The organism is Cytobacillus sp. Bac17 (genome assembly GCF_024519925.1).
Taxonomy (GTDB): domain Bacteria; phylum Bacillota; class Bacilli; order Bacillales; family Cytobacillaceae; genus Cytobacillus; species Cytobacillus pseudoceanisediminis.
Genome location: NZ_JALJRC010000023.1, coordinates 35,131 through 61,204 on the forward strand (window position 1 = coordinate 35,131; position 26,074 = coordinate 61,204).

The following is a 26,074-nucleotide window of genomic DNA, read 5'->3' on the forward strand; positions in this document are numbered from 1 at the left end:
TTCTGGCATATTAGCTATATTTTTTGCATTTATAAAATTATTTATGTAAAAATACATTTAGGGATATATAATGGTTCCTGTTTTGGAAGGGATGTGGCAGTAATGAGTCCAGACTATGAAAAGCTTCTGAATGAATACCGGAAGCTTTGGAATAACCGGAAACTCGAAGAGGATCATAATGCTGAAATGATATTGAAGGAAGCAATCTCCAGGGAGCTAAAGGATGAAAATTCCCATCCTAGAGTCCGTAAGACTATCTATGAAAAATTCTACCTTGCGGTTAAGAGAATTACACAGTCAGACTTGGATGAAACATCAAAAAACGCACTTATCCAAATGCATATCAATGAATGTGAATGTTTGAAATAGGAAGGGTTAAGCTTCCTATTTTTTTTTGAATTCAGCAGGTTTTCTTTAGGTTTCAAGATCCTTTCACATTTATCTCACAATATTAAGGTAAGATGAAGGTAAGATAGTCATAAGGAGAAATGGTATGTCAAAAAATAAATATTGGTTTTTCTTATTATTGATAATAGCAGCCTTTCTTACTTCCTGCTCAGAAAAGAGACAGCCTGCAATTCCAGAAGATATAACTTTTGCTGCTACAGTCAATATCAAGGATATGACCATATCTTATGTAGACTTGGCTAAGAAGGAGATGGCGGCAGAGTGGATTATGGAGAAACCTTATACAGGGGCTTTGATTCTCCCGGACAATGACTCCATACTTCTTTATGGAAAACAGCTGGAGACGGCTGATCAATATTCCTTAAAGGAAGGAAAACTGATTGATAGCTGGGAGACAGGAGAAGGAATTGTCAACGGCATCCTGCTTGATACTAATGAAATAGCTTTTGCAGATCAAAACTTGAACAAAATAAGGTTCTTTAATTTAAATGGAGAGGAGGAAAAACAGGTCGAGACAGAAAGAGATCCGCTTACCCTCCTTGAATCCTCTGCAGAGAAAAAGCTATTTGTCCTAAGCTTCAACCATGAGAAATTGGGAATTATCGATCTTGAGTCAAAAGCAAAAAGCGGGGAATTTACAATTCATCCTTCAGCAGCCGGTGCCTGGCTTAATGAGAAAAGCGGTGAAATCTGGATTGGCGGACATGGAGAAGGTGTTGAGATTGAACAGAATATCCATGTGTATAATACCGAAACAGGGGAGTTAAAAAAGAGGATTAAGGCTGCTTCGATGCCGATTAATTTTCTTGGACAAGAAAATCATGTATATGTCTTAAGCCATGGATCAAATATGTTATATAAAATTAATGAATCAGGGGAAGAAACTGCCTCTGTATCGGTTGCAGCAAATCCCTTTGAAATGGCTTTTGCAAAAGATATACTTTTGGTCGCCGGTTATGACAGCAATGATTTACATATACTAGAGCCAAAAAATTTAAAAACGCTTAAAAATATTAAGGTTGGAGAGGGCCCTTTTAAAATAGTCATTAGGGAGAGTGTGAAATGACATGCTGAATATCCTGATTATAGATGATGAAGCAGATATGAGGCATTTGATTGAAATGTACCTGGGGAATTCAGGATTTACATGCTTTTCAGCAGAAAGCGGCTTTGAAGCATATGGCATACTTGAAAATAATGTGATGGACTTAGTTATTCTAGATATTATGATGCCGGGTGAAGATGGATTTGAAGTATGTTCTCGAATCAGGGGAAAATCAAATGTACCAATTATATTTCTCTCTGCCAAGGGAGAGGAATGGGATAAAGTGAAAGCCCTGCAGTTAGGAGGGGATGACTATATTGTCAAACCCTTTAGTCCTGGAGAACTTATTGCCAGAATGAATGCAGTTCTCCGAAGAACGGGCGGATTAAAAAGTGACATGGATTCTATTCAAATTGGAAAAATCACAATTGACAAAAAAGCAAGGAAGGTCACGGTTGCGGGGATACAGGTCACGCTTACTCTTAAAGAATATGAATTGCTTCTATTTTTTATCGAACATAAAAACCAGGCATTAAGCAGGGAACAGCTGCTTGAATATATATGGGGCATTGATTATACAGGAAGTTTAAGAACCGTGGATACTCATATAAAAACGCTGAGAATGAAGCTGGGGGTTGGTGACTATATCCAAACAGTCTGGGGAGTAGGCTATAAATTCGAGGTGCCAAGTGAATGAAATTCCTGACCAATAGCCTGGCGAAAAAAATGTGGCTGACCGTGACTGCGGCGATTATCATTACGATCTTATATTCCTACTTTCTATCTTATTTATTTTATGAAAAAATTTATGTGGAAAATGTAAGGGAATCTCTGCTTACTGAAGGGAGGAGCCTTTCTTCAGAATACATGGGGGGGCCTTTGACAGAGGATCTCAGGGAAAAAATCGATTGGTATAATTCAAAATCAGAAACAGAGGTTTTTATCGTCAGTAACCCTAGAGAGCTTAGTGCCTGTCTGCCTTTTGAAATTGACTATCAGACACTAATTGGTGAAGAAGAACGTGAAGAGTTGCTAAAAGGCAGCGCAGTTGAAAAAATGGGATATGAAAAAAGGTTTGACCGAAAGATTATGGGTGTCATTATTCCGCTTCTCGATGATAATCGGCTGCAGGGCATAATATATTTATATGTTCCCCTGGCGAAAATTTCAGAGATTACCCAGGATTTTGCGTATCTTTGGTTTGCTGCCGCGATGATTTTTACAGTTATCAGCATCATTTTAGGTACCATGCTGGTTAAAAAACTGACAAAGCCTCTATTGGATATGAAGGATGCAGCTGACCATGTTTCAAAGGGGTACTATGATATTCATTTAAACATTGATTCGAAGGACGAAATTGGCCAGCTGGCAAATGCATTTAATCATATGTCCTCATCTATACAGAAAGAAGACGAAAAGAAAAAGGATTTTCTGGCAAACGTATCGCATGAATTAAGAACTCCCATCAGCTATGTAAAAGGCTACAGTGAAGCACTCATTTCCGAGATGGCAGAATCTGAGGAGGACAGGCAAAAATATTTGCAGCTGATACTTAGAGAGTCAAAAAGGATGGAACGTTTGGTGGGAGACCTGCTTGATTTATCTAAACTTGAATCAGATGAATACAAACTCGAAAAAATGCCGCTGCCTTTGGGACAGCTTATAGAGGATGCTATTGAAAAATACAAGCCTATCCTCCGTGAAAAAAATTTGGATTTACAATACCGCCTGGATCCTGAAGTAATCATCAACGGGGATGAAGGCAGGATTGAGCAGATCATCCAAAATATTATGGATAATTCAATTCGGTATACAGCAGAAGGCAGAATCAGCATCCGTTTATCTCAAGAGAAAGATAAATGCGTGATTGAAATAGAGGATACAGGGATTGGGATTTCTGAAGAACATTTAAGCAAAATTAAACAAAGGTTTTATAGAGTGAATAAAGGCAGAACGAGATCAGATGGCGGTACAGGTCTTGGTCTTGCGATTGCAGAAAAGCTAGTTAAGCTCCATCAAGGTGAGCTGACTGTTTTAAGTGAATTAAATAAAGGTACGACGGTTAGAATCGTGCTGCCGCTGTTCGAAATAAGGTAAGATTAAGGAGATTTATGATGAAGAAGCTACTAAATATTTGGCTCCCGGTAATGTTCATGGTAAGCCTGACAGCCTGCAGCAATCACAATGCAGCTGAGGAAGAACCGCAATTCCTGGAAGTCGAATTATCGATTAATCCTGAAAAAGCAAAAGCAAATGAGCCGGTAGTTTTTGAAGCAAAAGTTACATATGGGGAAGAAGAGGTCACGGATGCAGATGAAGTAAAGTTTGAAATCTGGAGAGCAAATGCGGAAGAACACGAAAAAATTCTTGTTAAACATGCTGAAAACGGGATTTATCGCCTCGACAAAACATTCGAAGAAGAAGGAACCTACTATATATATTCACACGTAACGGCACGAAGGATGCATAATATGCCTAAAAAAGAATTTGTGATCGGCCAGCCTAGTGAACCTGAAAAAGAATCAGCCAGCCCGGAAATAGAAAATATGGAAGAGAATGATGATAGCGGCCATTAAAAAGCAGCGATGGCTGCTTTTTGTTTGGGATCCGGGTAATTCTCCAAAAACTTTTCCTTTAGGGGCATAAATACCCAAATTTGGGCACATATACCTATAACATTTGTTACAATGGTGTAATAAAAGTAAAGAATATTGTCAGCCTAAAAACCTGTCAATAGTGATGTTTTAGTATATAAATGGTATTTGTTCAGAGCGGCTTCCACTAAAGAGAAAAAAATCCAATTATTCAATTACCCGATTATGAATAACCCTAAACCTATTAATATAAGGATTTATGAAAAGGTGCAGCCCTGATTTTACTAGTTTAAAAGTCTCTTAGGTGTCCTGAAATCAGGGAGTTGTAAAATCTGTCCAAAAATATTACGAAAAACCCTGTGATATGATGATTGTGCAAGTCACACAGCACCATACAACAAAGAAAACAAACACAGGGAGGATTTAAATACATGAATAAGAAAGTTATTTACTCAGTAGCAGCGGCAGCAGCATTACTAGTATCAGCACCAGGAGCTAACCAAGCGGACGCAGCTTCAAATTGTCCTACTCCTGAACAAGCTAAAAAAATGGTAGTTTCTCAATCTGGTAACCTAAGCCAGGAACAGATCAATAGCATTCTTCAAAAATACCTTAAAAACTACAATATTAATTGGGGAAATGTTCAAGTAAATAAACAGGAAGCTCAAAAGCCGGCAGCTCCAGCAGCGCAGCCTGCAAAAGCACAAGAAACAGCAAAAGCTCCAGCAGCGCAGCCTGCAAAAGCACAGGAAACAGCAAAGGCTCCTGCACAGCAGCCAGCACAGCAGCAAGCACCTGCTGAGCAGACAAAAGAAGCGGCACCTGCAACTTCTGAAGTAAGTGCTTATGAGAAAAAAGTACTTGAATTAACTAACCAGGAACGTGCAAAAGCAGGAGTGCCTGCGCTTAAATTGGATGTAGAATTAAGCAAAGTTGCTCGTGAAAAATCACGTGATATGCAGTCTAAAGGATATTTTGACCATAACAGCCCAACTTACGGTTCACCATTTGATATGATGAAGCAATTCGGCATCTCATACACTACAGCAGGCGAAAACATTGCTATGGGCCAACAGTCTCCTGAAGAAGTTGTACAAGCTTGGATGAATAGTGAAGGCCACCGTAAAAACATCATGAATGCAAACTTCACGCATCTTGGTGTAGGCCATGTTGCTGACGGTAACTACTGGACTCAAATGTTCATTGGCAAATAATATGTGATCGAGTGAAAGGCAGCCTCTTTAGGCTGCCTTTTTTTGTTGCACTGTCACCTGAATACTGTCGTTTACGTTATGAGTAGTATTTACTTGGACTCTATGTATGTATTCAATCCTTCATAGGAACATTAGTAAAAGACACTAAAATCAGAAGCAATAGGTGATTTGAATGGATATTAGAAAAGGAACAAAAGAAGATTTGAAAAAAATTATGGACATCGTCCAGCAGACTGTTAGCATTATGGAATCCGAGGGAAATGACCAATGGAACCGGACTTATCCCCAGGATCAGGACTTTTTAGCTGATATTGAAGCGGGCAATTTGTACACGGCCATCTTTGATGGAAAAGTTGCAGGTTCCATTACTGTCGATCAAACTCAGGCTGAGGAATATAAAAATGCCTCGTGGAGAAAAGATGAGCCGTGTTTTGTATTTCACCGTCTGGCAGTAGATCCAGAGATCAGAGGTGAGGGAATTGCGAGCAAGTTAATTTTATTTGCTGAAGAACATGCAGTCAGTAAAGGGATACCGTACATGAGAACCGATACATACTCGCTGAATACAAAGGCTCAAAGATTATTTGAAAAAAACGGATATGTCATTGCAGGTACAATCTTCATGGATCGGGTCAACCCTTTTTATTGTTATGATAAACTGCTTGATTAAAGGGTTTCTTCACCCTTTACAAAAATGGGTATTGCTTCTTCCTCTTGGATTAAGATGGGGAGAGAAATGGAAAGTATCCCATGTTCGAATGACGATTCTATTGAATATTTATCAACAGGCATGGGGAGAGTAAGCACTTTTTCAAAGGATCTGCTATGTCTTTCTTTCAGAAAATAGCGCAAGTGCTGATGAAATGAAGAACATTTTCCTTTAATAATTAGTTCATTTCCTACGAGAGATACTTTAATGTCATTTTTGCAAATTCCGGGGAGCTCTGCTTCAATTTTGATATCCCCATTGCACTCATACATGTCACATCGAGGATAAATATTCTGATTAGATAGGAAACGATTGATTTTATCCTGTTCCAGTCCTGAAAAGGAATGTTTTTTATTGTGACTGGAATTCTCAGGCGATAAGGTGTCCCAAAAATCCTGGTTCTGATATTGAGCGGACATTTTTATTAAATCTTTCCATTTTTTCAGTTCCATAAAGATGCCCCCTTTATAATATTTCCGTTACATCAATTTCAGAAAATTGCATATCGACGTTTTTAGGTATTTTTATCTCCATATACCCCTCTTTGCAGCTTGCTGATGATCCTTTTTTTCTGACAATAGCAGGGAGGGTTAGGATATGCTTATCGTCTTTCTCAGGAATATGTTCAATAATCATTTGGTTGGATGTGTGGTAAAGTTTCATTTCTTTTAACCAGTCCTCGTTTTTAATAGGGAATCTCACAAAAACATAATCATGTGTTTCAAAGACGGATGCATTCAGCGGTGCAGAATATGGCTGGTGATTAGTTCCAGGGGCTGCTGTATTAAAACCTTTCATAAAATCTGGTGTTCCGCTCATTTCCTGCATATTTTGAGGAAACATTTGCCCCATGATATTTCGGACATATTTATCAATATCCTCCGGTTTCATTTGATGGGGAGGATTTTTCATATCTTTATTAAATGGAAAAAAGTTCCATGGAAACATCCTTCTCATCCTTTCCATGCTAAACTGCCGGCAAGGCTAATGATTCTTCACTATGTCATATATTCTATGCGGAAAAATGCCTATCCGTTAATAATGGATCAATAAGGTTTGCACAGCCCCTGCAGCCAAGGTGAAAAAAATTTCTTATTATTTGCATTAATACACTGTAATTACTAGTATATTGGTATTGATGTATATAAAATTTATTAAATACTGAGGGGTAATTTTGTGAGAAATAAAGCAGCTTTAATAACGGGAGGAGCAACAGGGATCGGGAAAAGAACGGCGTATGTGCTTGCCGCAAAAGGCATCGATCTGGTGATCAATTACCGTAGCAGTCAAAAGGAAGCTGTCTCATTATGCCGGGAACTGACCAAAAAATATGGAACTAAAAATATTGCTTTGCAGGGAGATATTTCAATACCGGCAGAATGTGTAAAGATGTCAGAATCTGCTTTAAATGATTTCCCAGTCATCGATATAGTCATTCATAATGCAGGCCCTTACGTGCATGAAAGAAAAGAGATGATGGAATATACCTTCGAACAATGGAATTATCTGATTAATGGTAATTTAAATGCGGTATTTTATTTATCCAAGCTGTTTATCCCGAAAATGCGTGAAGCTGGATGGGGAAGGATTATTACGATTGGCTTTGATCGCGTAGAGTCAGCTTCCGGCTGGATATACCGTTCCGCTTTTGCGGCTGCGAAAACGGGTGCTGCGTCTTTGACGAAATCCATCGCACTTGAAGAGGCCGGGAATGGAATTACCGCAAATATGGTTTGTCCGGGAGATATCGTCGGTGAATGGAAGGAAAAAAAAATTGAAGAAGCCGCAGAGGTTCAGGAAAATGCCTCACCAGTCGGAAGACCGGGAACAGGTGAGGATATTGCCCGAGTAATTAGCTTTCTGACCGATGAAAAATCCGATTTTATTACAGGCAGCATTATCCCGGTTACAGGGGGCAAAGATGTCCTTGGAAAAATTTATCAGGAATAAACTTATAAAAAAGGCAGAAGAACGGAATTCTTCTGCCTTTTTTTAAACTTTCATGGATGCTGGGTATTTTTTGTTCTGAAGATAAATCAGCCTGCCTGTTAAAGTAATGGCGCCAGCTGCAAGTCCTGTAATTAAGCCTATCCAATAACCATATGCCCCCCAGTTTGAATGATTGGCTAGATAATAGCCAAAGGGCAGTCCGATAATCCAATAAGAAATAAGTGACATAATAAAGGTGACGTTTACGTCCTTATACCCCCTTAACGCTCCCTGGACAGGTGCCTGAATGGCATCTGAAAGCTGAAAGAACATGGCATAGATTAAAAAATTGGCCGTTAATTTTAATACATCGCTGTCTTTTGTATAAATAGATGCAACTTCTCTTGGAAAAGCCAAAAGGATGGCTGCACAAATTAATGCCATAATTACGGCAATGCCTACCCCGATCCAGCTGTACTCTTTAGCATCCTTAAATCGTGAAGCCCCTGCTTCAAATCCTACCACTATTGTTAATGCCATTGAGATGCTGAGCGGTATCATATAAAGAAGTGATGCAAAATTGAGGGCAATCTGATGAGCGGCGATAACGGCTGTTTCGAATGTGCTCATTAATAAAGTAACTGCTGAGAAAATGCTTGTTTCGAAAAAAATCGATAAGCCAATTGGGATGCCGATCATAAGAATTTCTTTCCATTTGCCGATTGAAACAGCATGCAAATTCCTGAAAACTCCATAATTCGAGAATGGGGAATTTTTATGAATAATAAAAAATGAAATAAGCATGATCAGCCAGTAAGTAATAGAAGAAGCATAACCTGCACCTGCTCCTCCGAGTTCCGGAAATCCCCATTTGCCATATATAAGCATATAGTTAAACACAGCATTGATCGGCAGTGAAAGAAGTGTAATAATCATACTCACCCTAGTCTTGCCAAGAGCGTCAATAAACGACCTTAATACATTGTAGACAAAAAGGGGAATCAATCCTGTGCTTAAGGCTGCAAGGTAGTTGAAAGCTGTGTCATGGACCCTGTTTTCGAGATTCATTCCACTTAAGATTGGATTTAAGGAGAGTGCTCCTCCGGCAAATACAAGGACGGCCATAATGACGGATAGATAAACACCCTGAATGACAGAAAAGGCAACTTCCTCACTCTGTTTCTTTGCTCCCACCAAGTGGGACACGATCGGTGTAACAGCAAGGAGTATGCCGCTTAGACCGGTGAACACTGGAACCCAAAGTGAGGATCCAATCGCTACACCTGCCAGGTCCTGAGAATTATAGCGGCCGGTCATTAAGGTATCAATAAATGTCATGGAGTACATCGCCAGCTGGGTTACTAGTATTGGAACTAAAATCACCAGCAGCTGATGCAGCTTTTGTTTTTTGCTGTATGTCTGATTCATGATTCTTTCCTCTTTCTTTAAAGTGACTAGAGAATTATATCATACTAAACAGAGGACGGTGCAAAGCAGGCCTTTATTCTGGGAAAAACAGCTATCGTAATCTGAACAAATCGATTAAAAGAAGTGTTTCAATTATGTGAACTTTTGAATAACGAGAATAAAAATCCTTCCAACGGCGAGTATAAATATTAAAAGCAGCCATTTCCAAAACTCGACTTGAAGGAGGCAGAATGATGAGCTTCAATATAAATAGGATTAATCCAAATCAGACTCAAGTTTCATTCGTGGACGGGCGTTTTGAGACACTTACAAATGAAGAGCTGGAAGAATTGCTGACCCAGTACGGAATAAGAGAAAAAACAGATGAACCGGAATCCAATATTATCAATTGAAAGAATAATAAAAAGCACTTGCCTGTATGCAAGTGCTTTCTTCCGCTTTTCAATTAAGCCTCCAGTAATTGGGACGATTCTTGGACTGCTGCTCCATGACGCATTACATGAAGAGTATATAGATCTTTTGGGATCTCATATAAATTGTAAATATCTCCATTGGCATTCAGCTGATCATAAACAGACTTTCTCGTTTCATTTGCAAGAATGACATAAGGAAGCTTTTCTGCAGCTTTTTGCGAGCGGATATTTTCCTTGCGGATCCGCATAAAGATTGTTTCAATGCCGGTTTCAAAAAAGAGTTCCTCAAAGAAAGCATCTTTTGCTAATTTGTTATAGCCTTTGCCATGGTAGGGCTTGCCAAGCCATGTGCCTAGGAAGCCGGCATTGTCCTGGATGTCATACAAATTGATTGTCCCAATCGGAGTGCCCCATTCATCAAGAATTGTGCGTGAAATCAATTCACCGCGTTCTTCTGCTTCGATTGTCTGCTTTGTAATAAACATAAACTCATCATAACAATTGGCTTTTTGGCGAACAAAAGGGAAGACATCAGGGTGCGTCATTAAATCGAATAAAGCATGGCAGTCGTGAAGATCACGTTTCTTGAGCATAGGATATCCCTCCAATTGAGGGCAGTCCTACTCCATGCCAAATAGAGCCATCGGTCCACCCTCGAAATTTTTTATTATGCTGCTAAAAAATTTCGGGGTGGGAATCGAACCCACTAGAACCAGATAACTGGTGGCGCACCATTTGCCTTCCCTATTACTATCGTTTCCGATATTAGATTGTCTGTCATAAAGAAGCAAAATTTTCACTTCACTTTAGGTATAATACTAAAAAAAAATCAAAAAGGAAATAGGTTTTTTGATTATTTTTTTTGCGATTTTATGTCAAATTACACCAGCGATATTCGACACGTTTTCACGATTCCCTGTACACAAAATTTCCGCTTATCATTGTCCATTTCGGCTTGGAAAGAAAGTGAAATGGGTGATGGTTCCACAAAACTAAATCGGCATCTTTTCCTTCCTCGATGCTCCCTAGCTGGTTATCGATCCTGAGGTTTTTTGCCGGCAGAATGGTGATTCCTTCTAAGGCCTTTTGTTCGGAAAGGCCTTCCCGGACTGCAATAGCTGCACACATATTTAAATACTGTACAGGTGTGTAGGGATGATCTGTAGTGATGGAAACTTCAACACCATGCTCTGTCAGCTGCTGATACGTTTTCCAGGTTTTGTTTTTCAGCTCCACTTTAGACCTTCTTGTTAAAGTGGGCCCGACTGATACCTTTAAATTCAGCCCTTCCAATTCGTCCGCAATTAAATGGCCTTCTGTACAATGTTCGATCCGAAGATCCAGATTGAATTCTTCTGCAAAGCGGATAGCAGAAATAATATCATCTGCCCTATGCGCGTGGATTCTGACGGGAATTTCTCTTTTAAGTGCTTTTACAAGCGGTGCGAACCTTAAAGAGTCAGGGTTATCGCACTGTAAGGCCTCATAAAAGGCTTCCCTCAGCATGCCCATTATCCCCATTCTTGTAATGGAATCCTTGTTCCCATGGCTGTGAATCCGTTTTGGATTCTCTCCAAGGGCAATCTTAAGTCCGGCTGTTTCCTGGATAATCATTTTGCTGATATTTTTTCCTGCAGTCTTAATAACAGAAGTAGTTCCCCCAATTACATTGGCGCTGCCTGGCATGATATGGGCAGTTGTGATGCCATATTTCACAGCATCCGCAAAAGCCGGATCAAGAGGATATACTCCATCCATCGCTCGAATGTGCGGGCTTAGCGGTTCAATTGTTTCGTTGGCATCATTGCCTGCCCATCCCGTGCCTTCATCATACAGGCCCAAATGAGTATGAACATCTATGAAGCCCGGAAGCAAGTGGTGTCTATGGCAGTCAATAATTTTTACATTTGAATCAGACTTTAGGTTCTTGCCTGTCTTTAATATCTTTCCGTTTTCTACTAAGACATCCCCATGAAAAGCAGGGGAAGCAACAGGGTAAATGAATGCGTTTTTTAATAAAATTTTCATCACATGGTCTCGTCCTTTGATCCTGTAGTATTTGCTTTATTTTACAAAAATGAAAAGAAAGGGTGAACATTTTCTGATTGAACAAATAAAAAAGTGTAAAATAATCAATTCTACACTTTTGAGTAATAAGCTGATTTAGGTTATGTTAACTTTTTCGCGTTTTGTAAAAAAAATAGAATACCCCCGAACCCAACGCGATGACTATGATAGGCAATATAAATGGTTTTGCGTATTCTTTAATGTCTCTCCAATGGTCACCAAGTTCCATTCCCAATAATAAAAAGAGAACCGTCCATGGCACCATGGCTGCTATTGTATATACTGTAAAGACCGATAATGGCATTTTGGCAATTCCGGCAGGGATGGATATGGCATGCCGTATTACAGGAATAAATCTGGCCGTAAAGATCACTCCAGTTCCATACTTTTCAAACCATTTCTCTGAAGCATCCAAATGTTTTTTTTGAATCAGTAAATATTTTCCATACTTATCAAGAACAGGCCTTCCTCCATACGCGCCAAGCCAGTAAAGAAACAGCTGAGCTAATGTTCCGCCTGCAATCCCCGCAAGCAGGGCACCTGTAAAATGGATGTCTCCGGTGCTGACTAAAAAGCCGCCATAGCTCAGGACAATTTCGCTTGGTATCACCTCAACCATTAATCCAAGTGCAATGCCGGCATAACCCAGCTGGGAAAGTATTTCAAAAATGCTGGCAATAATTTCTTCCATTCTGATACCTCCCCATTAGAAATTTAAAAAATCCCGGTCATTTGCAGGAGTATAATGGTGAACCCTAATATCCAAACGTATACAGCAAATATCTTCAAGGATTTTCGTTTTAGAAAATTAATCATCCAAACGACTGCTGCATAGCCAAAGAGTGCTGAAGACAAAGTTGCCATCAACATACTTCCAAGGGTTATGGCTTCTGTGTGACCGGACATCAATTCCCCAAATTGCATAACAATGCCGCCTGCGATGGCAGGAATGGATAGCAGAAATGAAAAATAAGCCGCTGTTTCCCTGTCGAGCTTTCTAAAGAGGCCTGCTGCAATGGTTAATCCGGATCTGGAGACTGCCGGAAAGATGGCGGCTGCCTGAAAGGTGCCGATAAACAGGGCATCTCCATATGTGATGCTGTCCATCTTTTTGGCACCTTTCTTAACACCATCAGCAATCCAGAGTATGAACCCCGTAAATAGAAATTCCCAGCCGATTGTAACCCCGGATTTTGAAATTGAATCAAACATGTCACTCAGCAGCAGCCCAACGATTACGGCTGGAATCGTACCGACAATCAGAAGGATAGATAGCTTGCCGAATGGCTTCTTTACGATTTGAAGCAATTCATTTTTGTATACGACAAGGACTGCCAGTAAAGTTCCTATATGCAGCATTGTATCAAGGAAGAGGCCTGCCTCATCAAGCCCAAATAGATGTCTCCCCAAATATAAATGTCCTGTACTGGATATAGGCAGGAACTCTGTGAGCCCCTGTATGATTCCCAGAATGAAAGCCTCCAGCTTTGACATCATCTATATATCACCTTCCTAAGCAGGTAAAAAATTTGGCAAAGTCATGACGCAATGCCTGTCTTTAACATTTGTATTCAAGTTGTCCTAATCAAGAACTTGAAATTAAGGTTTTACGGATTTTATGGATGGGTGCAAAAATTAAAAAAAACATGAAACCTTTTAAAATGAATAACGTAAATAATATAGAAGAAATCATAATATATATTGAGGATTATTAGGAGGAAACAGAATGAATGATTATAAAATGCCTTCCAATGATGAAAGGCTTTTAGCAGCAGCCATCTATGTAACCAGTTTTTTTACAACTTTTATTGGACCGCTGATCATTTGGCTCTTAAAAAAGAATGACTCGGAGTTTGTAGATTATCATGGCAAGGAATATTTAAATTTTTTAATTTCCTATACGATTTACAGCGTCATCAGCGTAGTGCTTATGATCATCTTAATTGGGGTGATTACTATTTGGATCGTGGGAATCCTTGCTTTCGTCTTCACAATAGTAGCTGCTGTCAAAGCGTATGAAGGCAAGGAGTACAGAATACCTTTAGTTTTCAGGATTTTAAAGTAATTAAACAGAGTCCAGGGCCGTTGCCACTGGGCTTTTTTTAATGGATAATTAATTCTGCAGAGCTTTTAGTTATACAGTACACGGGGTGATGTAATGAATAGACTCGATAACAAACAAAGGATGCTCAAGCTTATGGAGATTCTAAGAGAGCAAACTGATGAAGAAAATGAATATACACTGGACGATATAACTGAATGCTTTAAAAAGGAATATGGACCTGATGTGAAATTAAACAAAAACTCACTGAGGGACGATATTGAGCATCTGATTGAAGCGAAATTCGATATTACCATCAACCAGGAAAAAGAGGGGATGCCGAAGTTCTACAGCCATCAATACCGTCTATTCGAGCTTTATGAATTGCGTATGCTGATTGATGCTGTTGCTTCTGCACGCTTTATTACGAAAGATGAGACGAAACAGCTGATCCGGAAAATTAAGAAGCTGACAAGCCTTCATCATGCCAAAAAGCTGCATAATGAAATTTTGATCGATTCCTCTGTAAAAAGTGAAAGCAAACTGGTTCGGCTGGCTATCAATGATTTGCATGAAGCCATTTCCGAGCGGAGAATCGTCACATTTCAATATGGAAGATATAATCTTAACAAGGAATTTGTTTTAAGCCACAATGGAGGGCAATACAGGGTCAAGCCGCTGGCGCTCACCTGGGTAAATGATTTTTATTATTTAATAGCCTATTACTTTGCTAAAGAAGAAATCCGCCATTATCGGATCGACCGTCTGCGCAATGTGAATATAACGGAAGAACAGTTTGCATATGAACCCTTTGATGTATCCAGGTATGTGAGCTCAACCTTTCATATGTATGCCGGCTCTGAAGAGTGGATAAAAATCCGGTTCCATAACGATCTGATCAACGTGATAATTGATAAATTCGGGCGGGATGCAGACATAAGAAAGCTTGATGAAAACTATTTCGTTTTAACAGCAAAAGCCATTGTAAGTGATGGTCTTGTCAAATGGCTCCTCAACTGGGGTAACCAGGCGAAGGTACTCTCGCCGTCCTCACTCATTGATCAAGTAACAAACGAAATCCGCAATATGATGTCTGTTTATGAAAAAGAAACGGATTAACCCTTCTTTATCTATTAAACTTTGAAGCGCTCCAGGATTGGGGCGTTTTTTTTGTTTAAAAACAATTGAATTACCAGTGAACGTTTTAGGAACTTGCACGTCATATGAATGACATAACAAATAAGGGAGGACAACATAATGGAATTTTTAGAAAGCATTAACTGGGCAATTCTTGCACCTATAGTCATCATTCAGCTTATATTAATCGCCATTGCCATTATTGATCTGGTAAAAATAGAAAAAGCAAATGGGCCTAAATGGGTATGGGCTCTTATTATTTTATTTATAAACCTGCTGGGGCCAATTATTTACTTTATTTTTGGAAGGAGAAGCTGATAATGCCAGTTGTAAACATAATAAACCTAAAAAAGCGGTTCCAGGACCTGGAAGTAATAAAAGGTCTGGACTTCCAATTATCTGAAAGAAAATGTATTGCCCTTCTGGGAGCAAATGGGGCAGGAAAAACAACTACATTAAAAATGCTTGCCGGCCTGGTGAAGCCAGATTCAGGAGCGATCGTGTTTGAAGGGGCAGAAAAAGCGGATTTCCGAAGATTAATAGGCTATCTTCCTCAATTTCCTGTTTTTTATGAATGGATGACAGGCAACGAGTTTCTCGAATATGCTGGCCAGCTTGCAGGTCTTTCTAAATCAGAAGCCAAAGACAGAGCAAAAGAACTTCTTGAACTTACCGGTATAGCTGAAGCTAAGAATCGGCGGATTGGAAAATATTCAGGAGGCATGAAGCAGCGGCTTGGCATTGCACAGGCTATAATCCATCGTCCGAAGCTCGTCATGCTTGATGAGCCGGTTTCTGCACTCGACCCATTTGGACGCAGAGAAGTGCTGGAGCTGATGGATAAGCTGAAAAAAGAATCAGCTATCCTATTTTCAACTCATATACTAAATGATGCAGAAGAGATTTGTGATGAAATATTATTTCTCCATAATGGTGAACTAGTTGAATCAGGGACATTGGCAGGCCTGAGAACTAAACATCAGCAGGCAAAAATTGACTTGGCTTTTAAAGAGAATACACTGCAATATGCAGAAGAATTATCTCTGCTTCAGCCTGTTTCTTCAATGAAATTGGATGGAGAGTATGCGAGCTTTTTGGTAGAGGATATAGAATATGCTAGAGAACTATTCTTAACTGAGATTATGAAACGGAACCTGCCGCTTGTTAAGTTTGAAATCAGCAGAACCAGGCTGGAGGATGTCTTCATGAAGGTGGTGCAAAAATGAATAAATGGATGACTTTATTTAAAAAGGAAATGCTTGAAATGTCCAGAAATTTCAAATGGATATGGGTGCCGCTTACTTTTATTATGATAGCTGTAAAAGAGCCGCTGACATTATATTATATGCCTCAGATTATTGATTCTCTTGGCGGGCTGCCGGAAGGAGCAGTCATCGAGCTTCCTGTCCCATCTGCAGGTGAAGCGCTTGCTGCAAGTCTTAGCCAGTTCAATACGTTTGGTGTGCTTATTATTGTATTAATTACAATGGGGACTATTGCTGGAGAAAGGAAAAGCGGTGTGGCGGGGCTTATACTGGTAAAACCTGTTTCTTATGCCTGGTTTGTAACGGCGAAGTGGGCTAGCTCTATGATTCTCATTTGGTTTTCATATTTTTTGAGTTATTTCCTCTCCTGGTACTATGTAGGCGTATTGTTTGAATTTATTTCTTTTGCGGATTTTCTCCAGTCCTTCTTTGTTAACGGCATCTGGCTTACTCTTATAGTAACTGTAGTAATACTGTTCAATACGTTTATGAAATCGCCTGGAGCAGTCGGATTTATCTCTATTGGCATCATTGTCATATTAAGCCTATTGAGCAGTTCACTCCCTCATTTGCTGGAATGGAGTCCGGCGCTGCTGTCTGCTTATTCGAATGCTTTTATCATGGGCAGTAATCTCCCGGATGAATTGCTGCCGAGCATCATTGTTTCTGTAGTCATGATCACGCTTTCCCTGCTTGCATCAATTGCTATCTTTAAAAGAAGGGAACTTGCCTGAATTCATGGCATGGTCTATCTTTGTGGGCATATATGTATATGGGAGGTTAATATTTTGGTAGTATAGCTTTAAAAGACTGAAAGGAAGATGAGCGGTGATCAGTGAAGCGGGTCTGGTACTTGAAGGCGGAGGGATGCGAGGAGTATACACAGCGGGGGTTCTCGAATATTTTCTTGAACAGGACCTCTGCTTTCCTTATGTCATTGGGGTTTCTGCAGGGGCTTGCAATGCAGCTTCTTACTTATCCAAGCAAAGGGGCAGGAATAGAATTGTGAATGTGGATTATGTTACAGATCCCCGATATATCTCATGGCGGAATTACTTTAAATCCCGCCAGTTTTTCGGGATGGATTTTATTTTTGATGAAATACCGAATAAGCTTGTCCCATATCACTATGATGAGTTTTATAAAAATGAGTCTGAATTTGTTATTGGAACAACTGATTGCCATACAGGTAAACCGGTGTATTACGGTAAAAAAGATTATGGCAAAGATATGCTTAAGGTTTTAAAAGCATCCAGTTCCTTGCCTTTTATTGCTCCGGAGGTAGAATTTAATAGCCGGGTCCTCCTCGATGGCGGAATCAGCGACCCTATACCAATCAAAAAAGCTCAGCAGGATGGATTGAAAAAAAATATAGTCATCTTGACAAGAAACAGGGGATATACCAAAAAGCCATCTAAATTTACTTTTATGGTCAAAAGAAAATATCCGCATTACACTGGGCTTCAGAAAGCATTGACGGAACGCTGCCGGACCTATAATGAGACCCTCCGCTATGTAGAACAGGAAGAGAAGAATGGGACAGTTCTTGTCATCCAGCCTCAGGAGCCATTAACAGTGGGCCGGATGGAGCGGAATCCTCAAAAACTGGAAAAGTTATATCTGCAAGGATATGAAGATGCAAGAAAATCCATTGAGAGAATCAATCAATTTTAGTCAAACCGTATCTAATAAGATGCGGTTTTTTCTTAAGGAAATAGTCTTATCTTTTCGACAGGGCTGACAGGGAGCAAGCAAAGTTTTTGATTGAGAATCAAGCGAATAGACCCGGAAAAACTTAAAATATATAAAGGAGTAATGGGTTTTAAGTAGTATTTTTTGCGAAATGACGGAGAGGCATGTCGAAATACAAAGATTGTTGATATCTTTATTTCGAATATAATGAAAATTAGAAAATATAAGGGGGGTCTCAATAAAAAATGAATATCAAGAAGGGTATCGTAACGGGTACATTAAGTTTGGCATTATGTGCCTCAGCCGTTTTTGCGGGTTCTGTCAGCACTGGACAAGCCCAAACGGTTGAAAAGAGTTACTTAGTCGTTTTTAAAGATGAAGGAAAGCTTCCTGCAGGCTATACAGACCTATTGAAAAAATTTGGAGGACAAATAGAGAATAAGCTCGAAAAATTAGGAGCTGTTGAGGTTTCATCAGCAAATCCTAATTTTCTTAATGAAATCAGGAAATCTTCCTTGGTATTGTCTGCGGGCGCTGAAAATGTTATTTATCCCGAAGCTCCTGCAGTAGATGCAGATCTTCCATTAGATAATGCTGATTTATATAACAATCTGCAGTGGGATATCAAACAAGTAACAAATAATGGTGCATCATGGAATCTTCCAGGAGGAACTGGAAAGACAGCTGACGGTAAAGATATCGTTGTTGGTGTAATTGACACAGGGATTGACTATACTCATCCAGATTTAAAAGAAAATTATGCATACGGTAAATCCTTTGTTCCAGGCTACCCGGATCCAATGGATGAAAACAGCCATGGAACCCATGTTGCAGGATCCATTGCAGCAAAAGGAAGAACCATGGGTGTCGGACCTGACTTGAAGGTAGCAGCATACCGTGTATTCGGCCCTGATGGCGGTGCAGCGACTTCCCATATCGCCGAAGCCTTAATAACAGCTGCGGACGACAATGTGGATGTTGTCAACATGTCTCTTGGCGGGTATGACTGGTTCCAGAATCCCGAGTATACAACGAAAGAAACCGTAGCGGACGTGCAGATGTTTAACAGAGCCATCAAATATGCGATTCAAAAAGGTGTTACTGTAGTTGGTTCTGCAGGCAATAACGCTGTTGATTTAAAGAGCCCGGGACAGCTGTCAGGTTCTGATAACGGTGCAACACACAGAAGCCCAAGCAGTCAATTGATGATTCGTGTATCTGCTGGAGGAGCTTTAAAGAATCTTGCTTTCTATTCCAATTACGGTGTCGGCAAAATTGATGTCATGGCGCCTGGCGGAGATTTGGGACCAAACTATGATCCAAATACTGGAGCTGGCAGAGACAATTCTTATTTGGCATTAGCAACAATCCCTGGCGGCGGATATGGGTATAAAGGCGGTACTTCTATGGCCGCTCCGAAAGTTGCGGCCCTGGCTGGTGTTATTATCGCAAAACATGGGAAAGACCAAATCTCTCCTGCACAAGTAAAGCAGATCATTCAATCTTCATCAGAAGATATCTTCAAGCCTGGATACGACGAACAATCTGGCCATGGGCTAATTAATGCGGTTAATGCTTTAAAGTAATTCCATCAAACGAGCTGGCGGAAAGTTTCCGTCAGCTTTTTTATTTGAAGGAAAATCAGCGAATAAAGATGGTAACGAATAACTCAAACAGACTATTTGCAGATGCGGCAATATGTACCCTCCAAAAATCCTCCCAAAAATTCATTTTTTTTGGAACTATTTAATAGAATATAGAGAAATACATATAGCGGGGGAGACATACTGATGAATATCCAGCAATATTACCGGAAAACAGCTGACATCTCAATAAATGCGAGCCTGGCCGCACTTGTACCTCCATTTTTCTTTCTATTGATTTTCATAAAAGAATCTCAACGGACGAATTTAATCCTTTTTCTAATCCCTTTCATCATATATAGTTTTCTGTGCCATCAAATTCACTTGCTGAATAAGCAAAGGGCGGCCGAGATAGTGGAGAGAAATTCCAATAATAGCAGACAAGCCCTTCTCTCATTGTTATGCCAGTCAAATTTGATGATCGCTTTTATGCCGGCTCCTTCCCTTAGAATGGTGCTTTTTGATCCGGAAGGAAGGCAGGTTGGTGAAATCAGGGATATGAAAATGTGGAAGTTTAGATGGTTCTTGCCTTATTTTTTGGACCGTCTTTTTCCAAGAAGGCTGGGTATCTATGATTATAACAATAATCTGGAGGCATCAATCCTAATCGATAGAAACGGCGTTGATATTTCGTTTGTGAAAGACTCCTGCAAAGAAACAATCATAAATAAAAAAGATGGATCCAAACTGGTATATGAGAATGGCTGTGATCGATATTCCATTCCTAAAACCTTTTTCCATACGGATTTTCAAGTTCTTGATGAGAAATCAAATAGGATAGCGCGCCTTCGCAAAGGATGGATGCCGCTAGAATGGGGGCAGCAGTTCAGGGATCCCAATACACCTGTACTTTCTTTTGAGGAGGGTCTGACAGCAAAAGAAAAGCTTAGAATATATGCCATTCTTGCGACGCTTTTTCTTTACCGCAATCACTAAAACAGAGTGCACATTTATAGATTCTATATTCCCCATATAGTATGATAAGTTCAGTTTAAATATAGGGATATCAGTATAGAGGTGTTGGAATGAAAAAGTTTCTATTCGCAGCCGCAGTTATTGTCGTTTTGCTGTTTATTGTTGACAAAACAATTCTCAAGGAAAAAGGGGTAGTAGAGCAAGCCGGACAAATGCAGAAATACGATAAAATGGAAGACCCTGAAGATTTGCCTGTTGGTTTGGAGAAAGGAAACCTTGCTCCTGATTTTGAACTGACAGATATGGAAGGAAACCCAGTAAAACTCTCCGATTATAGAGGCAAGGCAGTTTTGTTAAATTTCTGGGCAAGCTGGTGTCCTCCTTGCCGTGCAGAAATGCCGCATATGGAGAAGCTGTATAATAAGTATAAAGATGAAAATTTCGATATTCTTGCAGTCAATCTTACAAACACTGAAAAAAATAGCGGTGACGCAGAGAAATTCGTAAAAGAGCTGGGGCTGACTTTTACAATTCCTATGGATGTAAAAGGCGAGGCAGGTTCTGACTATAATATAATGGCCTATCCTACAAGCTATTTTATTGATTCCGATGGTGTTATTAGAGAGAAAGTTTTGGGAGCTTTAAATGAAGAGTATATGGAGAAGGAAATCAAAAAGCTTCCATAAATAAAACCGGAGAGCCATTGTCAGCTCTCCGGTTTTATTTCTGTAATCATATTCTGGTGCAGACGATTAACGATTACTCTTTTTCGGTATAGCATAATGCCTGCTTCGGCAATATCATTTACGGCTGAGCGATTTATGAAAGCCCCAAACAGCAGTCCGGCTATCGGGATCATTTGAAAAAGTTTTTTCCAGCCAATTTGGTCCCTGTAAGAAAACACAACTTCTCTCCACCCCTGAAGCTCGGAAACGACTTCCCTTTTTGCTCCTGCTTCTTTAGAACCAAACATGGAAAGCTGCTGCAGAATGGCTTCTTTTCCTACAATGTCACTGGAAACAAATTGCAGAATTTTTACGATGAACATTCTTTCATTCTTATCAGCTGGATCAAAGCCATAGCAAATCGCGATATCCTGAAGGGTTTTTAGCTGAATGCCAAGTAGAAGAGGGATATCAATCGTCAGGGTGAAAATCCCTCCAACCCCAGTACTGGCACCTTGCAATGCAGCGGTTCTTTTACGGTTTGAGCTTAGCTTTCCAGCGGCTTCATCCATCTTTGATATGGGCAGGCTTTCTACATCCTCTAAGGTATGAATATTTTGTTCAGGATAATAGTTCTTTAACGCCGAAGCTGAACTTAAATATCTTCCTCCTGATTGAATATATGTGCCAAGCTCATCAAGAATCACTCCAACCTTTTTTTGTATGAACTCCGGTGTGAATCTATCAATTAACTTAAAAGGGAGTCTTCCCAGCTTCTCCCAAAACCATAAATCACCTTGGTCTTTTTCCCATTCTTCACATTTTTTTAGTTCATTTATAAGAAGTTCCCTCGGTTCAATCATATTTAAATTCCTCTCCTTCTTCTATAATTACCTATACGTCAGTTTAAAGCAAAAGTTTCAATTCTTTATAAACAATTCTCTTTGTATATTCCGACTATTCATGGTAAGATTCTTATAATAGAATAGGATTTCCTTCGGGGCAGGGTGAAATTCCCAACCGGCGGTGATGAGGGTACGCCCTCTTAGTCCGTGACCCGGTTTTATTAGCAGAGATGCAGGAACATGCGCTTTTCTAATGATTGTCTAGCTCCAGCGCCTACCCCCTCGAGGTCACAAGCCAATCCTCCCAAAAAGGCAAAAGACGCCTTTTCTGCGAGGCTCGTCTTGTGCTTGTCGGGGGTGAACAAGGCGCTTGCGCTTTTCTAATGAAAACGGTGGATTTGGTGAAACTCCAAAGCCGACAGTGAAAGTCTGGATGGGAGAAGGAATGATTATAGTGCTGCGTTCAAAAAAATCTTTTTTAAACGCTTATTTCGTCATGTGATTTTGCCCCGTTTCACCTTGCTGGTGTACGGGGTTTTGCCGTTTCAAACTTAATTTGGAGAAACTGTAAGGGAAGGAGGAACCAGATAATTTGAACCATCAGGAATATATGAAGTTAGCCATCAGCTTGGCAGCGGCCACTAAAGGCCAAACCAGTCCTAACCCGCAGGTGGGTGCGGTTGTTGTTAAAAATGGTGAAATTCTGGGGATGGGTGCTCACCTGAAAGCAGGAACTCCCCATGCTGAAGTCCATGCGATTGCTGCAGCTGGCGAGAAGGCTAAAGGTGCTGATATTTATGTCACGCTTGAGCCATGCAGCCATTTTGGCAGGACTCCGCCATGCGCAGACTTAATAATTAATTCAGGAATTAATAGGGTTTTTATTGCTTCTGCCGATCCGAATCCTTTAGTTTCCGGCAAAGGAATTGAAAGAATGCAGGATGCCGGGATTGAAGTGGTGACCGGCTTATTGAAGGAGGAAGCAGATGCCCTAAACGAACCATTTTTCCATTTTATAAAAACAAAGACACCATATGTAACCATTAAAGCAGCTTCATCGTTTGATGGAAAAACAGCTGCAAAAACCGGTGACAGCAAATGGATTACTTCTCCAGAATCCAGGCAGGATGTGCATCGGCTACGGCATGAACATGACGCAATACTTACAGGTGTAAATACGATCATTCACGATAATCCCCTTTTAACCGCCAGGCTGCCCCAAGGCGGAAAAAATCCCATTCGAGTTGTATTAGATACAAATCTGAGAATTCCCGCTGACGCAAATGTCATCCGGGATCAGTCTGTAAAGACCATAATCTTTACCGGCTGCGAAATAGATCGGTCAAAGGCAGAAGAGCTAAAGAAGTATAATACTGAAGTTTTTTCTTTTTCTGCTAATGAGGTGCCGATTAAAGAAGTATTAAGAAATTTAGGTGAAAGAAACATCATGACTTTATTTGTTGAAGGCGGATCAGAGATCCATGCTTCATTTATAAATAGCGGTTTCTTTCAGCAGATAATCCTTTATATGGCTCCTAAAATTATCGGGGGCAATAAGGCGATTCCATTTATTGGCGGGGATGGTGCCAACTATGTAAAAGATGCCCCTGCACTGGAATTCACAGAAATTGAAAAGATTGGCGGAGACCTTAGAATTACCGCAAAACCGCTGAGGGAGGCCAAGGAGTAATGTTTACTGGAATTATTGAGGAACTGGGAACAGTAAAAAAAGTAGTTCAGCAAGGCAAGGCCATGAAACTGACCATTCAGGCATCCACAGTTTTAACAGATGTTCAACTGGGGGACAGCATTTCGGTAAACGGCGTGTGCCTTACAGTTACGGAATTTGCGAAAAATGAATTTTCAGCAGATGTCATGCCTGAAACATTCAAAAGTACTTCGCTTTCTGCCATTAAAGAACGAACAAAAGTCAATCTGGAGAGGGCGATGTCGGCAAATGGCCGCTTTGGAGGACATTTTGTGACAGGGCATATTGATGGAACTGGTCAGATTCTAAAAAAAACAGCGAGTGAAAACGCCATTTATATACAAATATCTGTGCCTCCTGCATTAAGCCATTTGCTTATCATGAAGGGATCAATTGCCGTGGATGGGATTTCCCTGACTGTTTTCGGCAATGAAGACAATACTGTTACTGTCTCGATCATTCCCCACACAGCAAGTGAAACGGTACTCGGCTTCAAAGCAGCGGGAGACATTGTTAACCTCGAGTTCGATATGCTGGCTAAATATCTATATTCCTTCATGAACAGGCAGCAGGAAACCTCATCGCCTAAAGAAGGAGTTTCAGAGCGATTCCTTAAGGAGAACGGCTTCTTATAATTAGCAAAAGGAGGGTCAATCAAACATGTTCAGTGATATAAATGAGGCATTAGAAGATTTAAAAGCAGGAAAAGTCATCATTGTCTGTGATGATGAAGACAGGGAAAATGAAGGGGATTTCCTTGCAATCGCGGAATATGCGAAACCGGACACGATCAACTTTATGGCCAAAGAAGGCAGAGGCCTGATTTGTACACCTATCACTGAGGAACTGGCTGAAAAATTGGAACTGAATCCAATGGCAGAAGTGAATACTGACAGTCATGGAACAGCTTTCACAATCAGTGTTGACCATGTAAAAACCACTACAGGCATCAGTGCATTTGAGCGTGCATTCACGATAAAAGAAATGCTTGAGGACGACGCTAAACCTGCAGACTTTTCACGGCCGGGACATGTTTTTCCGCTAGTGGCCAAAAAAGGAGGAGTCTTAAGGCGTGCAGGCCATACTGAGGCCGCGGTCGATCTGGCACGTCTTGCAGGTGCTGAACCAGCCGGGATAATCTGTGAAATAATGAAAGACGATGGAACGATGGCTCGAGTGGATGATCTGGAAAAAGTGGCTGAAAAGTTTGATTTAAAAATGATTACTATTCAGCAATTGATAGAGTATCGATTGAAGCATGACTCCATTGTCAAAAGGGAAGTGGAGATACAGCTTCCAACAGAATTTGGAGACTTTAAAGCAGTAGGCTATACAAACACTGTCGATGGAAAAGACCATGTAGCTCTTGTAAAGGGAGAAATCGATGAACGTGAACCAGTATTGCTTCGTGTGCATTCGGAGTGTCTGACTGGAGATGTATTTGGATCCAACCGCTGTGACTGCGGGCCGCAGCTTGAAGCAGCGCTGGCACAGATTGAAGAGGCAGGCCGGGGAATCCTTTTATATATGAGACAGGAAGGGCGCGGCATCGGACTGATCAATAAAATGAAAGCCTATAAGCTGCAGGAAGAGGGCTACGATACAGTTGAAGCAAATCATAAGCTCGGATTTAAGGACGATCTACGCGACTATGGGGTAGGTGCACAAATCCTTAGGGATCTGGGAGTAAAAAAAATGCGTCTGCTAACCAATAATCCCCGCAAAATTGCTGGATTGGGCGGTTACGGGCTGGAGGTATCCGAACGGGTTCCTCTTCAAATGCCTGCAAAATCTGAAAATGAAAATTACTTAAAAACAAAGAAAACAAAACTTGGGCATTTATTACAATTTTAAGGGAGCGATTAGAGATGAAAAAGGTAATCGAAGGACATTTAGTAGGAACAGGATTAAAAATGGCCATTGTAGTATCGCGTTTTAATGAATTCATTACGGGCAAGCTTTTAAGCGGAGCGGAAGATGCACTCAAGCGCCACGGAGTAAGCGAAGAAGATGTGACAGTTGTGTGGGTTCCTGGAGCATTCGAAATCCCTCTGGCAGCTAAAAAGCTGTCCCAATCCGGAAAATATGATGCAGTCATCACCCTTGGCACAGTGATCCGCGGAGCAACTCCGCATTTTGATTATGTCAGCGGCGAAGTGGCTAAAGGGGTCTCAAGCACAGCATTGCAAAGCGGTGTTCCTGTTATCTTCGGTGTTCTTACAACTGACACGATTGAACAGGCAATTGAGCGGGCAGGCACCAAAGCTGGAAACAAAGGATGGGAAGCGGCTGTCGGAGCTATTGAAATGGGCAACCTTTACAGACAATTATCCGAAGGTGAATAATGTTCCGGATT

30 protein-coding genes are annotated in these 26,074 nt (G+C 40.5%); 22 read left to right on the top strand and 8 right to left on the bottom strand.

What is annotated here, in order from left to right; translation table 11 throughout:
• Positions 1-102: 102 nt before the first annotated feature.
• From NR125_RS21570 to NR125_RS21600, 7 genes are all read left to right on the top strand, one after another.
• Entirely contained in the window at positions 103-369 is a 267-nt protein-coding gene (locus tag NR125_RS21570; RefSeq protein WP_009332564.1) for a hypothetical protein, read from the top strand.
• A 124-nt stretch (positions 370-493) separates the two neighbouring features.
• Positions 494-1,474: a YncE family protein gene (locus NR125_RS21575; protein ID WP_009332563.1), complete on the top strand. Its 981-nt coding sequence runs from the start codon at positions 494-496 to the stop codon at positions 1,472-1,474.
• A gap of 1 nt (position 1,475) precedes the next feature.
• Positions 1,476-2,150, top strand: a complete 675-nt coding sequence (locus NR125_RS21580) for a response regulator transcription factor (protein ID WP_009332562.1) — start codon at positions 1,476-1,478, stop codon at positions 2,148-2,150.
• Positions 2,147-3,550 carry a sensor histidine kinase gene (locus NR125_RS21585; RefSeq protein WP_217026250.1) on the top strand — a complete coding sequence of 468 codons (1,404 nt, stop codon included), beginning with the start codon at positions 2,147-2,149 and terminating at the stop codon, positions 3,548-3,550. The genes NR125_RS21580 and NR125_RS21585 overlap by 4 nt, the downstream gene beginning before the upstream one ends.
• Before the next feature lie 17 nt (positions 3,551-3,567).
• Positions 3,568-4,029: a FixH family protein gene (locus NR125_RS21590; protein WP_256816118.1), complete on the top strand. Its 462-nt coding sequence runs from the start codon at positions 3,568-3,570 to the stop codon at positions 4,027-4,029.
• 449 nt (positions 4,030-4,478) lie between these two features.
• Complete coding sequence (locus NR125_RS21595; protein ID WP_019379680.1) at positions 4,479-5,261, top strand: CAP domain-containing protein; 783 nt, start codon at positions 4,479-4,481, stop codon at positions 5,259-5,261.
• A gap of 172 nt (positions 5,262-5,433) precedes the next feature.
• Positions 5,434-5,931, top strand: a complete 498-nt coding sequence (locus NR125_RS21600) for a GNAT family N-acetyltransferase (protein ID WP_009332558.1) — start codon at positions 5,434-5,436, stop codon at positions 5,929-5,931.
• Here NR125_RS21600 and NR125_RS21605 read toward each other — a convergent pair.
• A complete protein-coding gene (locus NR125_RS21605; protein ID WP_009332556.1) occupies positions 5,928-6,422 on the bottom strand; it encodes an Hsp20/alpha crystallin family protein in 495 nt (164 codons plus the stop codon). The two genes, NR125_RS21600 and NR125_RS21605, sit on opposite strands and share 4 nt — an antisense overlap.
• 13 nt (positions 6,423-6,435) lie before the next feature.
• Complete coding sequence (locus tag NR125_RS21610) at positions 6,436-6,918, bottom strand: hypothetical protein (RefSeq protein ID WP_009332554.1); 483 nt, start codon at positions 6,916-6,918, stop codon at positions 6,436-6,438.
• 228 nt (positions 6,919-7,146) lie between these two features.
• Between NR125_RS21610 and NR125_RS21615 the strand changes: the two genes are divergently transcribed.
• Entirely contained in the window at positions 7,147-7,920 is a 774-nt protein-coding gene (locus tag NR125_RS21615; protein WP_009332552.1) for an SDR family oxidoreductase, read from the top strand.
• 42 nt (positions 7,921-7,962) lie between these two features.
• Here NR125_RS21615 and NR125_RS21620 read toward each other — a convergent pair whose 3' ends face one another.
• Positions 7,963-9,327, bottom strand: coding sequence for an MATE family efflux transporter (locus tag NR125_RS21620; protein ID WP_009332551.1), 1,365 nt, complete (start codon positions 9,325-9,327; stop codon positions 7,963-7,965).
• Positions 9,328-9,560: 233 nt separating this feature from the next.
• Here NR125_RS21620 and NR125_RS21625 point away from each other — a divergent pair, with 233 nt between their 5' ends.
• Positions 9,561-9,719, top strand: a complete 159-nt coding sequence (locus tag NR125_RS21625) for a hypothetical protein (protein WP_192908920.1) — start codon at positions 9,561-9,563, stop codon at positions 9,717-9,719.
• Between the two features lie 53 nt (positions 9,720-9,772).
• Here NR125_RS21625 and NR125_RS21630 read toward each other — a convergent pair whose 3' ends face one another.
• The 4 genes from NR125_RS21630 to NR125_RS21645 form a co-directional block, all read right to left on the bottom strand.
• Positions 9,773-10,333 carry a GNAT family N-acetyltransferase gene (locus NR125_RS21630; RefSeq protein WP_009332545.1) on the bottom strand — a complete coding sequence of 187 codons (561 nt, stop codon included), beginning with the start codon at positions 10,331-10,333 and terminating at the stop codon, positions 9,773-9,775.
• Between the two features lie 313 nt (positions 10,334-10,646).
• Positions 10,647-11,771 (bottom strand): amidohydrolase, encoded by a 1,125-nt coding sequence (locus tag NR125_RS21635; protein WP_009332542.1) that lies wholly within the window; start codon positions 11,769-11,771, stop codon positions 10,647-10,649.
• A 142-nt stretch (positions 11,772-11,913) separates the two neighbouring features.
• A complete protein-coding gene (uptA, locus tag NR125_RS21640) occupies positions 11,914-12,498 on the bottom strand; it encodes an undecaprenyl phosphate transporter UptA (RefSeq protein WP_009332540.1) in 585 nt (194 codons plus the stop codon).
• A gap of 23 nt (positions 12,499-12,521) precedes the next feature.
• Positions 12,522-13,301, bottom strand: coding sequence for an undecaprenyl-diphosphate phosphatase (locus NR125_RS21645; protein WP_034296678.1), 780 nt, complete (start codon positions 13,299-13,301; stop codon positions 12,522-12,524).
• 232 nt (positions 13,302-13,533) lie between these two features.
• Here NR125_RS21645 and NR125_RS21650 point away from each other — a divergent pair, with 232 nt between their 5' ends.
• The 9 genes from NR125_RS21650 to NR125_RS21690 all read left to right on the top strand — a co-directional run bounded on the left by NR125_RS21650 (position 13,534) and on the right by NR125_RS21690 (position 21,186).
• Positions 13,534-13,872: a DUF4870 domain-containing protein gene (locus NR125_RS21650; protein ID WP_009332537.1), complete on the top strand. Its 339-nt coding sequence runs from the start codon at positions 13,534-13,536 to the stop codon at positions 13,870-13,872.
• Positions 13,873-14,004: 132 nt separating this feature from the next.
• Positions 14,005-14,967, top strand: a complete 963-nt coding sequence (locus NR125_RS21655) for a helix-turn-helix transcriptional regulator (protein ID WP_157380202.1) — start codon at positions 14,005-14,007, stop codon at positions 14,965-14,967.
• 138 nt (positions 14,968-15,105) lie between these two features.
• Positions 15,106-15,303 (top strand): PLD nuclease N-terminal domain-containing protein, encoded by a 198-nt coding sequence (locus NR125_RS21660; protein ID WP_009332533.1) that lies wholly within the window; start codon positions 15,106-15,108, stop codon positions 15,301-15,303.
• A gap of 2 nt (positions 15,304-15,305) precedes the next feature.
• Entirely contained in the window at positions 15,306-16,211 is a 906-nt protein-coding gene (locus NR125_RS21665; protein ID WP_009332532.1) for an ABC transporter ATP-binding protein, read from the top strand.
• A complete protein-coding gene (locus NR125_RS21670) occupies positions 16,208-16,984 on the top strand; it encodes an ABC transporter permease (RefSeq protein WP_256816119.1) in 777 nt (258 codons plus the stop codon). The genes NR125_RS21665 and NR125_RS21670 overlap by 4 nt, the downstream gene beginning before the upstream one ends.
• A 94-nt stretch (positions 16,985-17,078) precedes the next feature.
• Entirely contained in the window at positions 17,079-17,924 is an 846-nt protein-coding gene (locus NR125_RS21675) for a patatin-like phospholipase family protein (protein WP_009332530.1), read from the top strand.
• A 263-nt stretch (positions 17,925-18,187) separates the two neighbouring features.
• Positions 18,188-19,528, top strand: a complete 1,341-nt coding sequence (locus NR125_RS21680; protein WP_217026252.1) for a S8 family peptidase — start codon at positions 18,188-18,190, stop codon at positions 19,526-19,528.
• 204 nt (positions 19,529-19,732) lie between these two features.
• Complete coding sequence (locus tag NR125_RS21685) at positions 19,733-20,521, top strand: hypothetical protein (RefSeq protein ID WP_019379668.1); 789 nt, start codon at positions 19,733-19,735, stop codon at positions 20,519-20,521.
• 89 nt (positions 20,522-20,610) lie between these two features.
• Positions 20,611-21,186, top strand: a complete 576-nt coding sequence (locus NR125_RS21690) for a TlpA disulfide reductase family protein (RefSeq protein ID WP_071157309.1) — start codon at positions 20,611-20,613, stop codon at positions 21,184-21,186.
• A 20-nt stretch (positions 21,187-21,206) separates the two neighbouring features.
• Here the strand turns inward: NR125_RS21690 and NR125_RS21695 are convergent, their stop codons facing one another.
• Complete coding sequence (locus tag NR125_RS21695) at positions 21,207-22,028, bottom strand: EcsC family protein (RefSeq protein ID WP_256816120.1); 822 nt, start codon at positions 22,026-22,028, stop codon at positions 21,207-21,209.
• Positions 22,029-22,602: 574 nt separating this feature from the next.
• Here NR125_RS21695 and ribD point away from each other — a divergent pair.
• The 4 genes from ribD to ribH are packed head-to-tail and all read left to right on the top strand — an operon-like array spanning position 22,603 to position 26,063.
• Complete coding sequence (ribD, locus tag NR125_RS21700) at positions 22,603-23,700, top strand: bifunctional diaminohydroxyphosphoribosylaminopyrimidine deaminase/5-amino-6-(5-phosphoribosylamino)uracil reductase RibD (RefSeq protein WP_256816121.1); 1,098 nt, start codon at positions 22,603-22,605, stop codon at positions 23,698-23,700.
• Complete coding sequence (ribE, locus tag NR125_RS21705; RefSeq protein ID WP_009332524.1) at positions 23,700-24,353, top strand: riboflavin synthase; 654 nt, start codon at positions 23,700-23,702, stop codon at positions 24,351-24,353. Before ribD ends, ribE begins: the two co-directional genes overlap by 1 nt.
• A 25-nt stretch (positions 24,354-24,378) precedes the next feature.
• Positions 24,379-25,572 carry a bifunctional 3,4-dihydroxy-2-butanone-4-phosphate synthase/GTP cyclohydrolase II gene (locus NR125_RS21710; protein ID WP_009332523.1) on the top strand — a complete coding sequence of 398 codons (1,194 nt, stop codon included), beginning with the start codon at positions 24,379-24,381 and terminating at the stop codon, positions 25,570-25,572.
• Positions 25,573-25,586: 14 nt separating this feature from the next.
• Positions 25,587-26,063 carry a 6,7-dimethyl-8-ribityllumazine synthase gene (gene ribH / locus NR125_RS21715; RefSeq protein ID WP_019379663.1) on the top strand — a complete coding sequence of 159 codons (477 nt, stop codon included), beginning with the start codon at positions 25,587-25,589 and terminating at the stop codon, positions 26,061-26,063.
• Positions 26,064-26,074: the final 11 nt, after the last annotated feature.

Coding starts and splice junctions, on each gene's coding strand:
- ribH (WP_019379663.1), top strand. CDS start 25,587: ATGAAAAAGGTAATCGAAGGACATTTAGTAGGAACAGGATTAAAAATG.
- NR125_RS21625 (WP_192908920.1), top strand. CDS start 9,561: ATGAGCTTCAATATAAATAGGATTAATCCAAATCAGACTCAAGTTTCA.
- NR125_RS21680 (WP_217026252.1), top strand. CDS start 18,188: ATGAATATCAAGAAGGGTATCGTAACGGGTACATTAAGTTTGGCATTA.
- NR125_RS21655 (WP_157380202.1), top strand. CDS start 14,005: ATGGAGATTCTAAGAGAGCAAACTGATGAAGAAAATGAATATACACTG.
- NR125_RS21695 (WP_256816120.1), bottom strand. CDS start 22,028: ATGATTGAACCGAGGGAACTTCTTATAAATGAACTAAAAAAATGTGAA.
- NR125_RS21595 (WP_019379680.1), top strand. CDS start 4,479: ATGAATAAGAAAGTTATTTACTCAGTAGCAGCGGCAGCAGCATTACTA.
- NR125_RS21580 (WP_009332562.1), top strand. CDS start 1,476: ATGCTGAATATCCTGATTATAGATGATGAAGCAGATATGAGGCATTTG.
- NR125_RS21605 (WP_009332556.1), bottom strand. CDS start 6,422: ATGGAACTGAAAAAATGGAAAGATTTAATAAAAATGTCCGCTCAATAT.
- NR125_RS21710 (WP_009332523.1), top strand. CDS start 24,379: ATGTTCAGTGATATAAATGAGGCATTAGAAGATTTAAAAGCAGGAAAA.
- NR125_RS21630 (WP_009332545.1), bottom strand. CDS start 10,333: ATGCTCAAGAAACGTGATCTTCACGACTGCCATGCTTTATTCGATTTA.
- ribE (WP_009332524.1), top strand. CDS start 23,700: ATGTTTACTGGAATTATTGAGGAACTGGGAACAGTAAAAAAAGTAGTT.
- NR125_RS21665 (WP_009332532.1), top strand. CDS start 15,306: ATGCCAGTTGTAAACATAATAAACCTAAAAAAGCGGTTCCAGGACCTG.
- NR125_RS21645 (WP_034296678.1), bottom strand. CDS start 13,301: ATGTCAAAGCTGGAGGCTTTCATTCTGGGAATCATACAGGGGCTCACA.
- NR125_RS21690 (WP_071157309.1), top strand. CDS start 20,611: ATGAAAAAGTTTCTATTCGCAGCCGCAGTTATTGTCGTTTTGCTGTTT.
- NR125_RS21575 (WP_009332563.1), top strand. CDS start 494: ATGTCAAAAAATAAATATTGGTTTTTCTTATTATTGATAATAGCAGCC.
- NR125_RS21650 (WP_009332537.1), top strand. CDS start 13,534: ATGAATGATTATAAAATGCCTTCCAATGATGAAAGGCTTTTAGCAGCA.
- NR125_RS21685 (WP_019379668.1), top strand. CDS start 19,733: ATGAATATCCAGCAATATTACCGGAAAACAGCTGACATCTCAATAAAT.
- NR125_RS21620 (WP_009332551.1), bottom strand. CDS start 9,327: ATGAATCAGACATACAGCAAAAAACAAAAGCTGCATCAGCTGCTGGTG.
- NR125_RS21670 (WP_256816119.1), top strand. CDS start 16,208: ATGAATAAATGGATGACTTTATTTAAAAAGGAAATGCTTGAAATGTCC.
- NR125_RS21610 (WP_009332554.1), bottom strand. CDS start 6,918: ATGTTTCCATGGAACTTTTTTCCATTTAATAAAGATATGAAAAATCCT.
- NR125_RS21590 (WP_256816118.1), top strand. CDS start 3,568: ATGAAGAAGCTACTAAATATTTGGCTCCCGGTAATGTTCATGGTAAGC.
- NR125_RS21570 (WP_009332564.1), top strand. CDS start 103: ATGAGTCCAGACTATGAAAAGCTTCTGAATGAATACCGGAAGCTTTGG.
- NR125_RS21585 (WP_217026250.1), top strand. CDS start 2,147: ATGAAATTCCTGACCAATAGCCTGGCGAAAAAAATGTGGCTGACCGTG.
- uptA (WP_009332540.1), bottom strand. CDS start 12,498: ATGGAAGAAATTATTGCCAGCATTTTTGAAATACTTTCCCAGCTGGGT.
- NR125_RS21660 (WP_009332533.1), top strand. CDS start 15,106: ATGGAATTTTTAGAAAGCATTAACTGGGCAATTCTTGCACCTATAGTC.
- NR125_RS21600 (WP_009332558.1), top strand. CDS start 5,434: ATGGATATTAGAAAAGGAACAAAAGAAGATTTGAAAAAAATTATGGAC.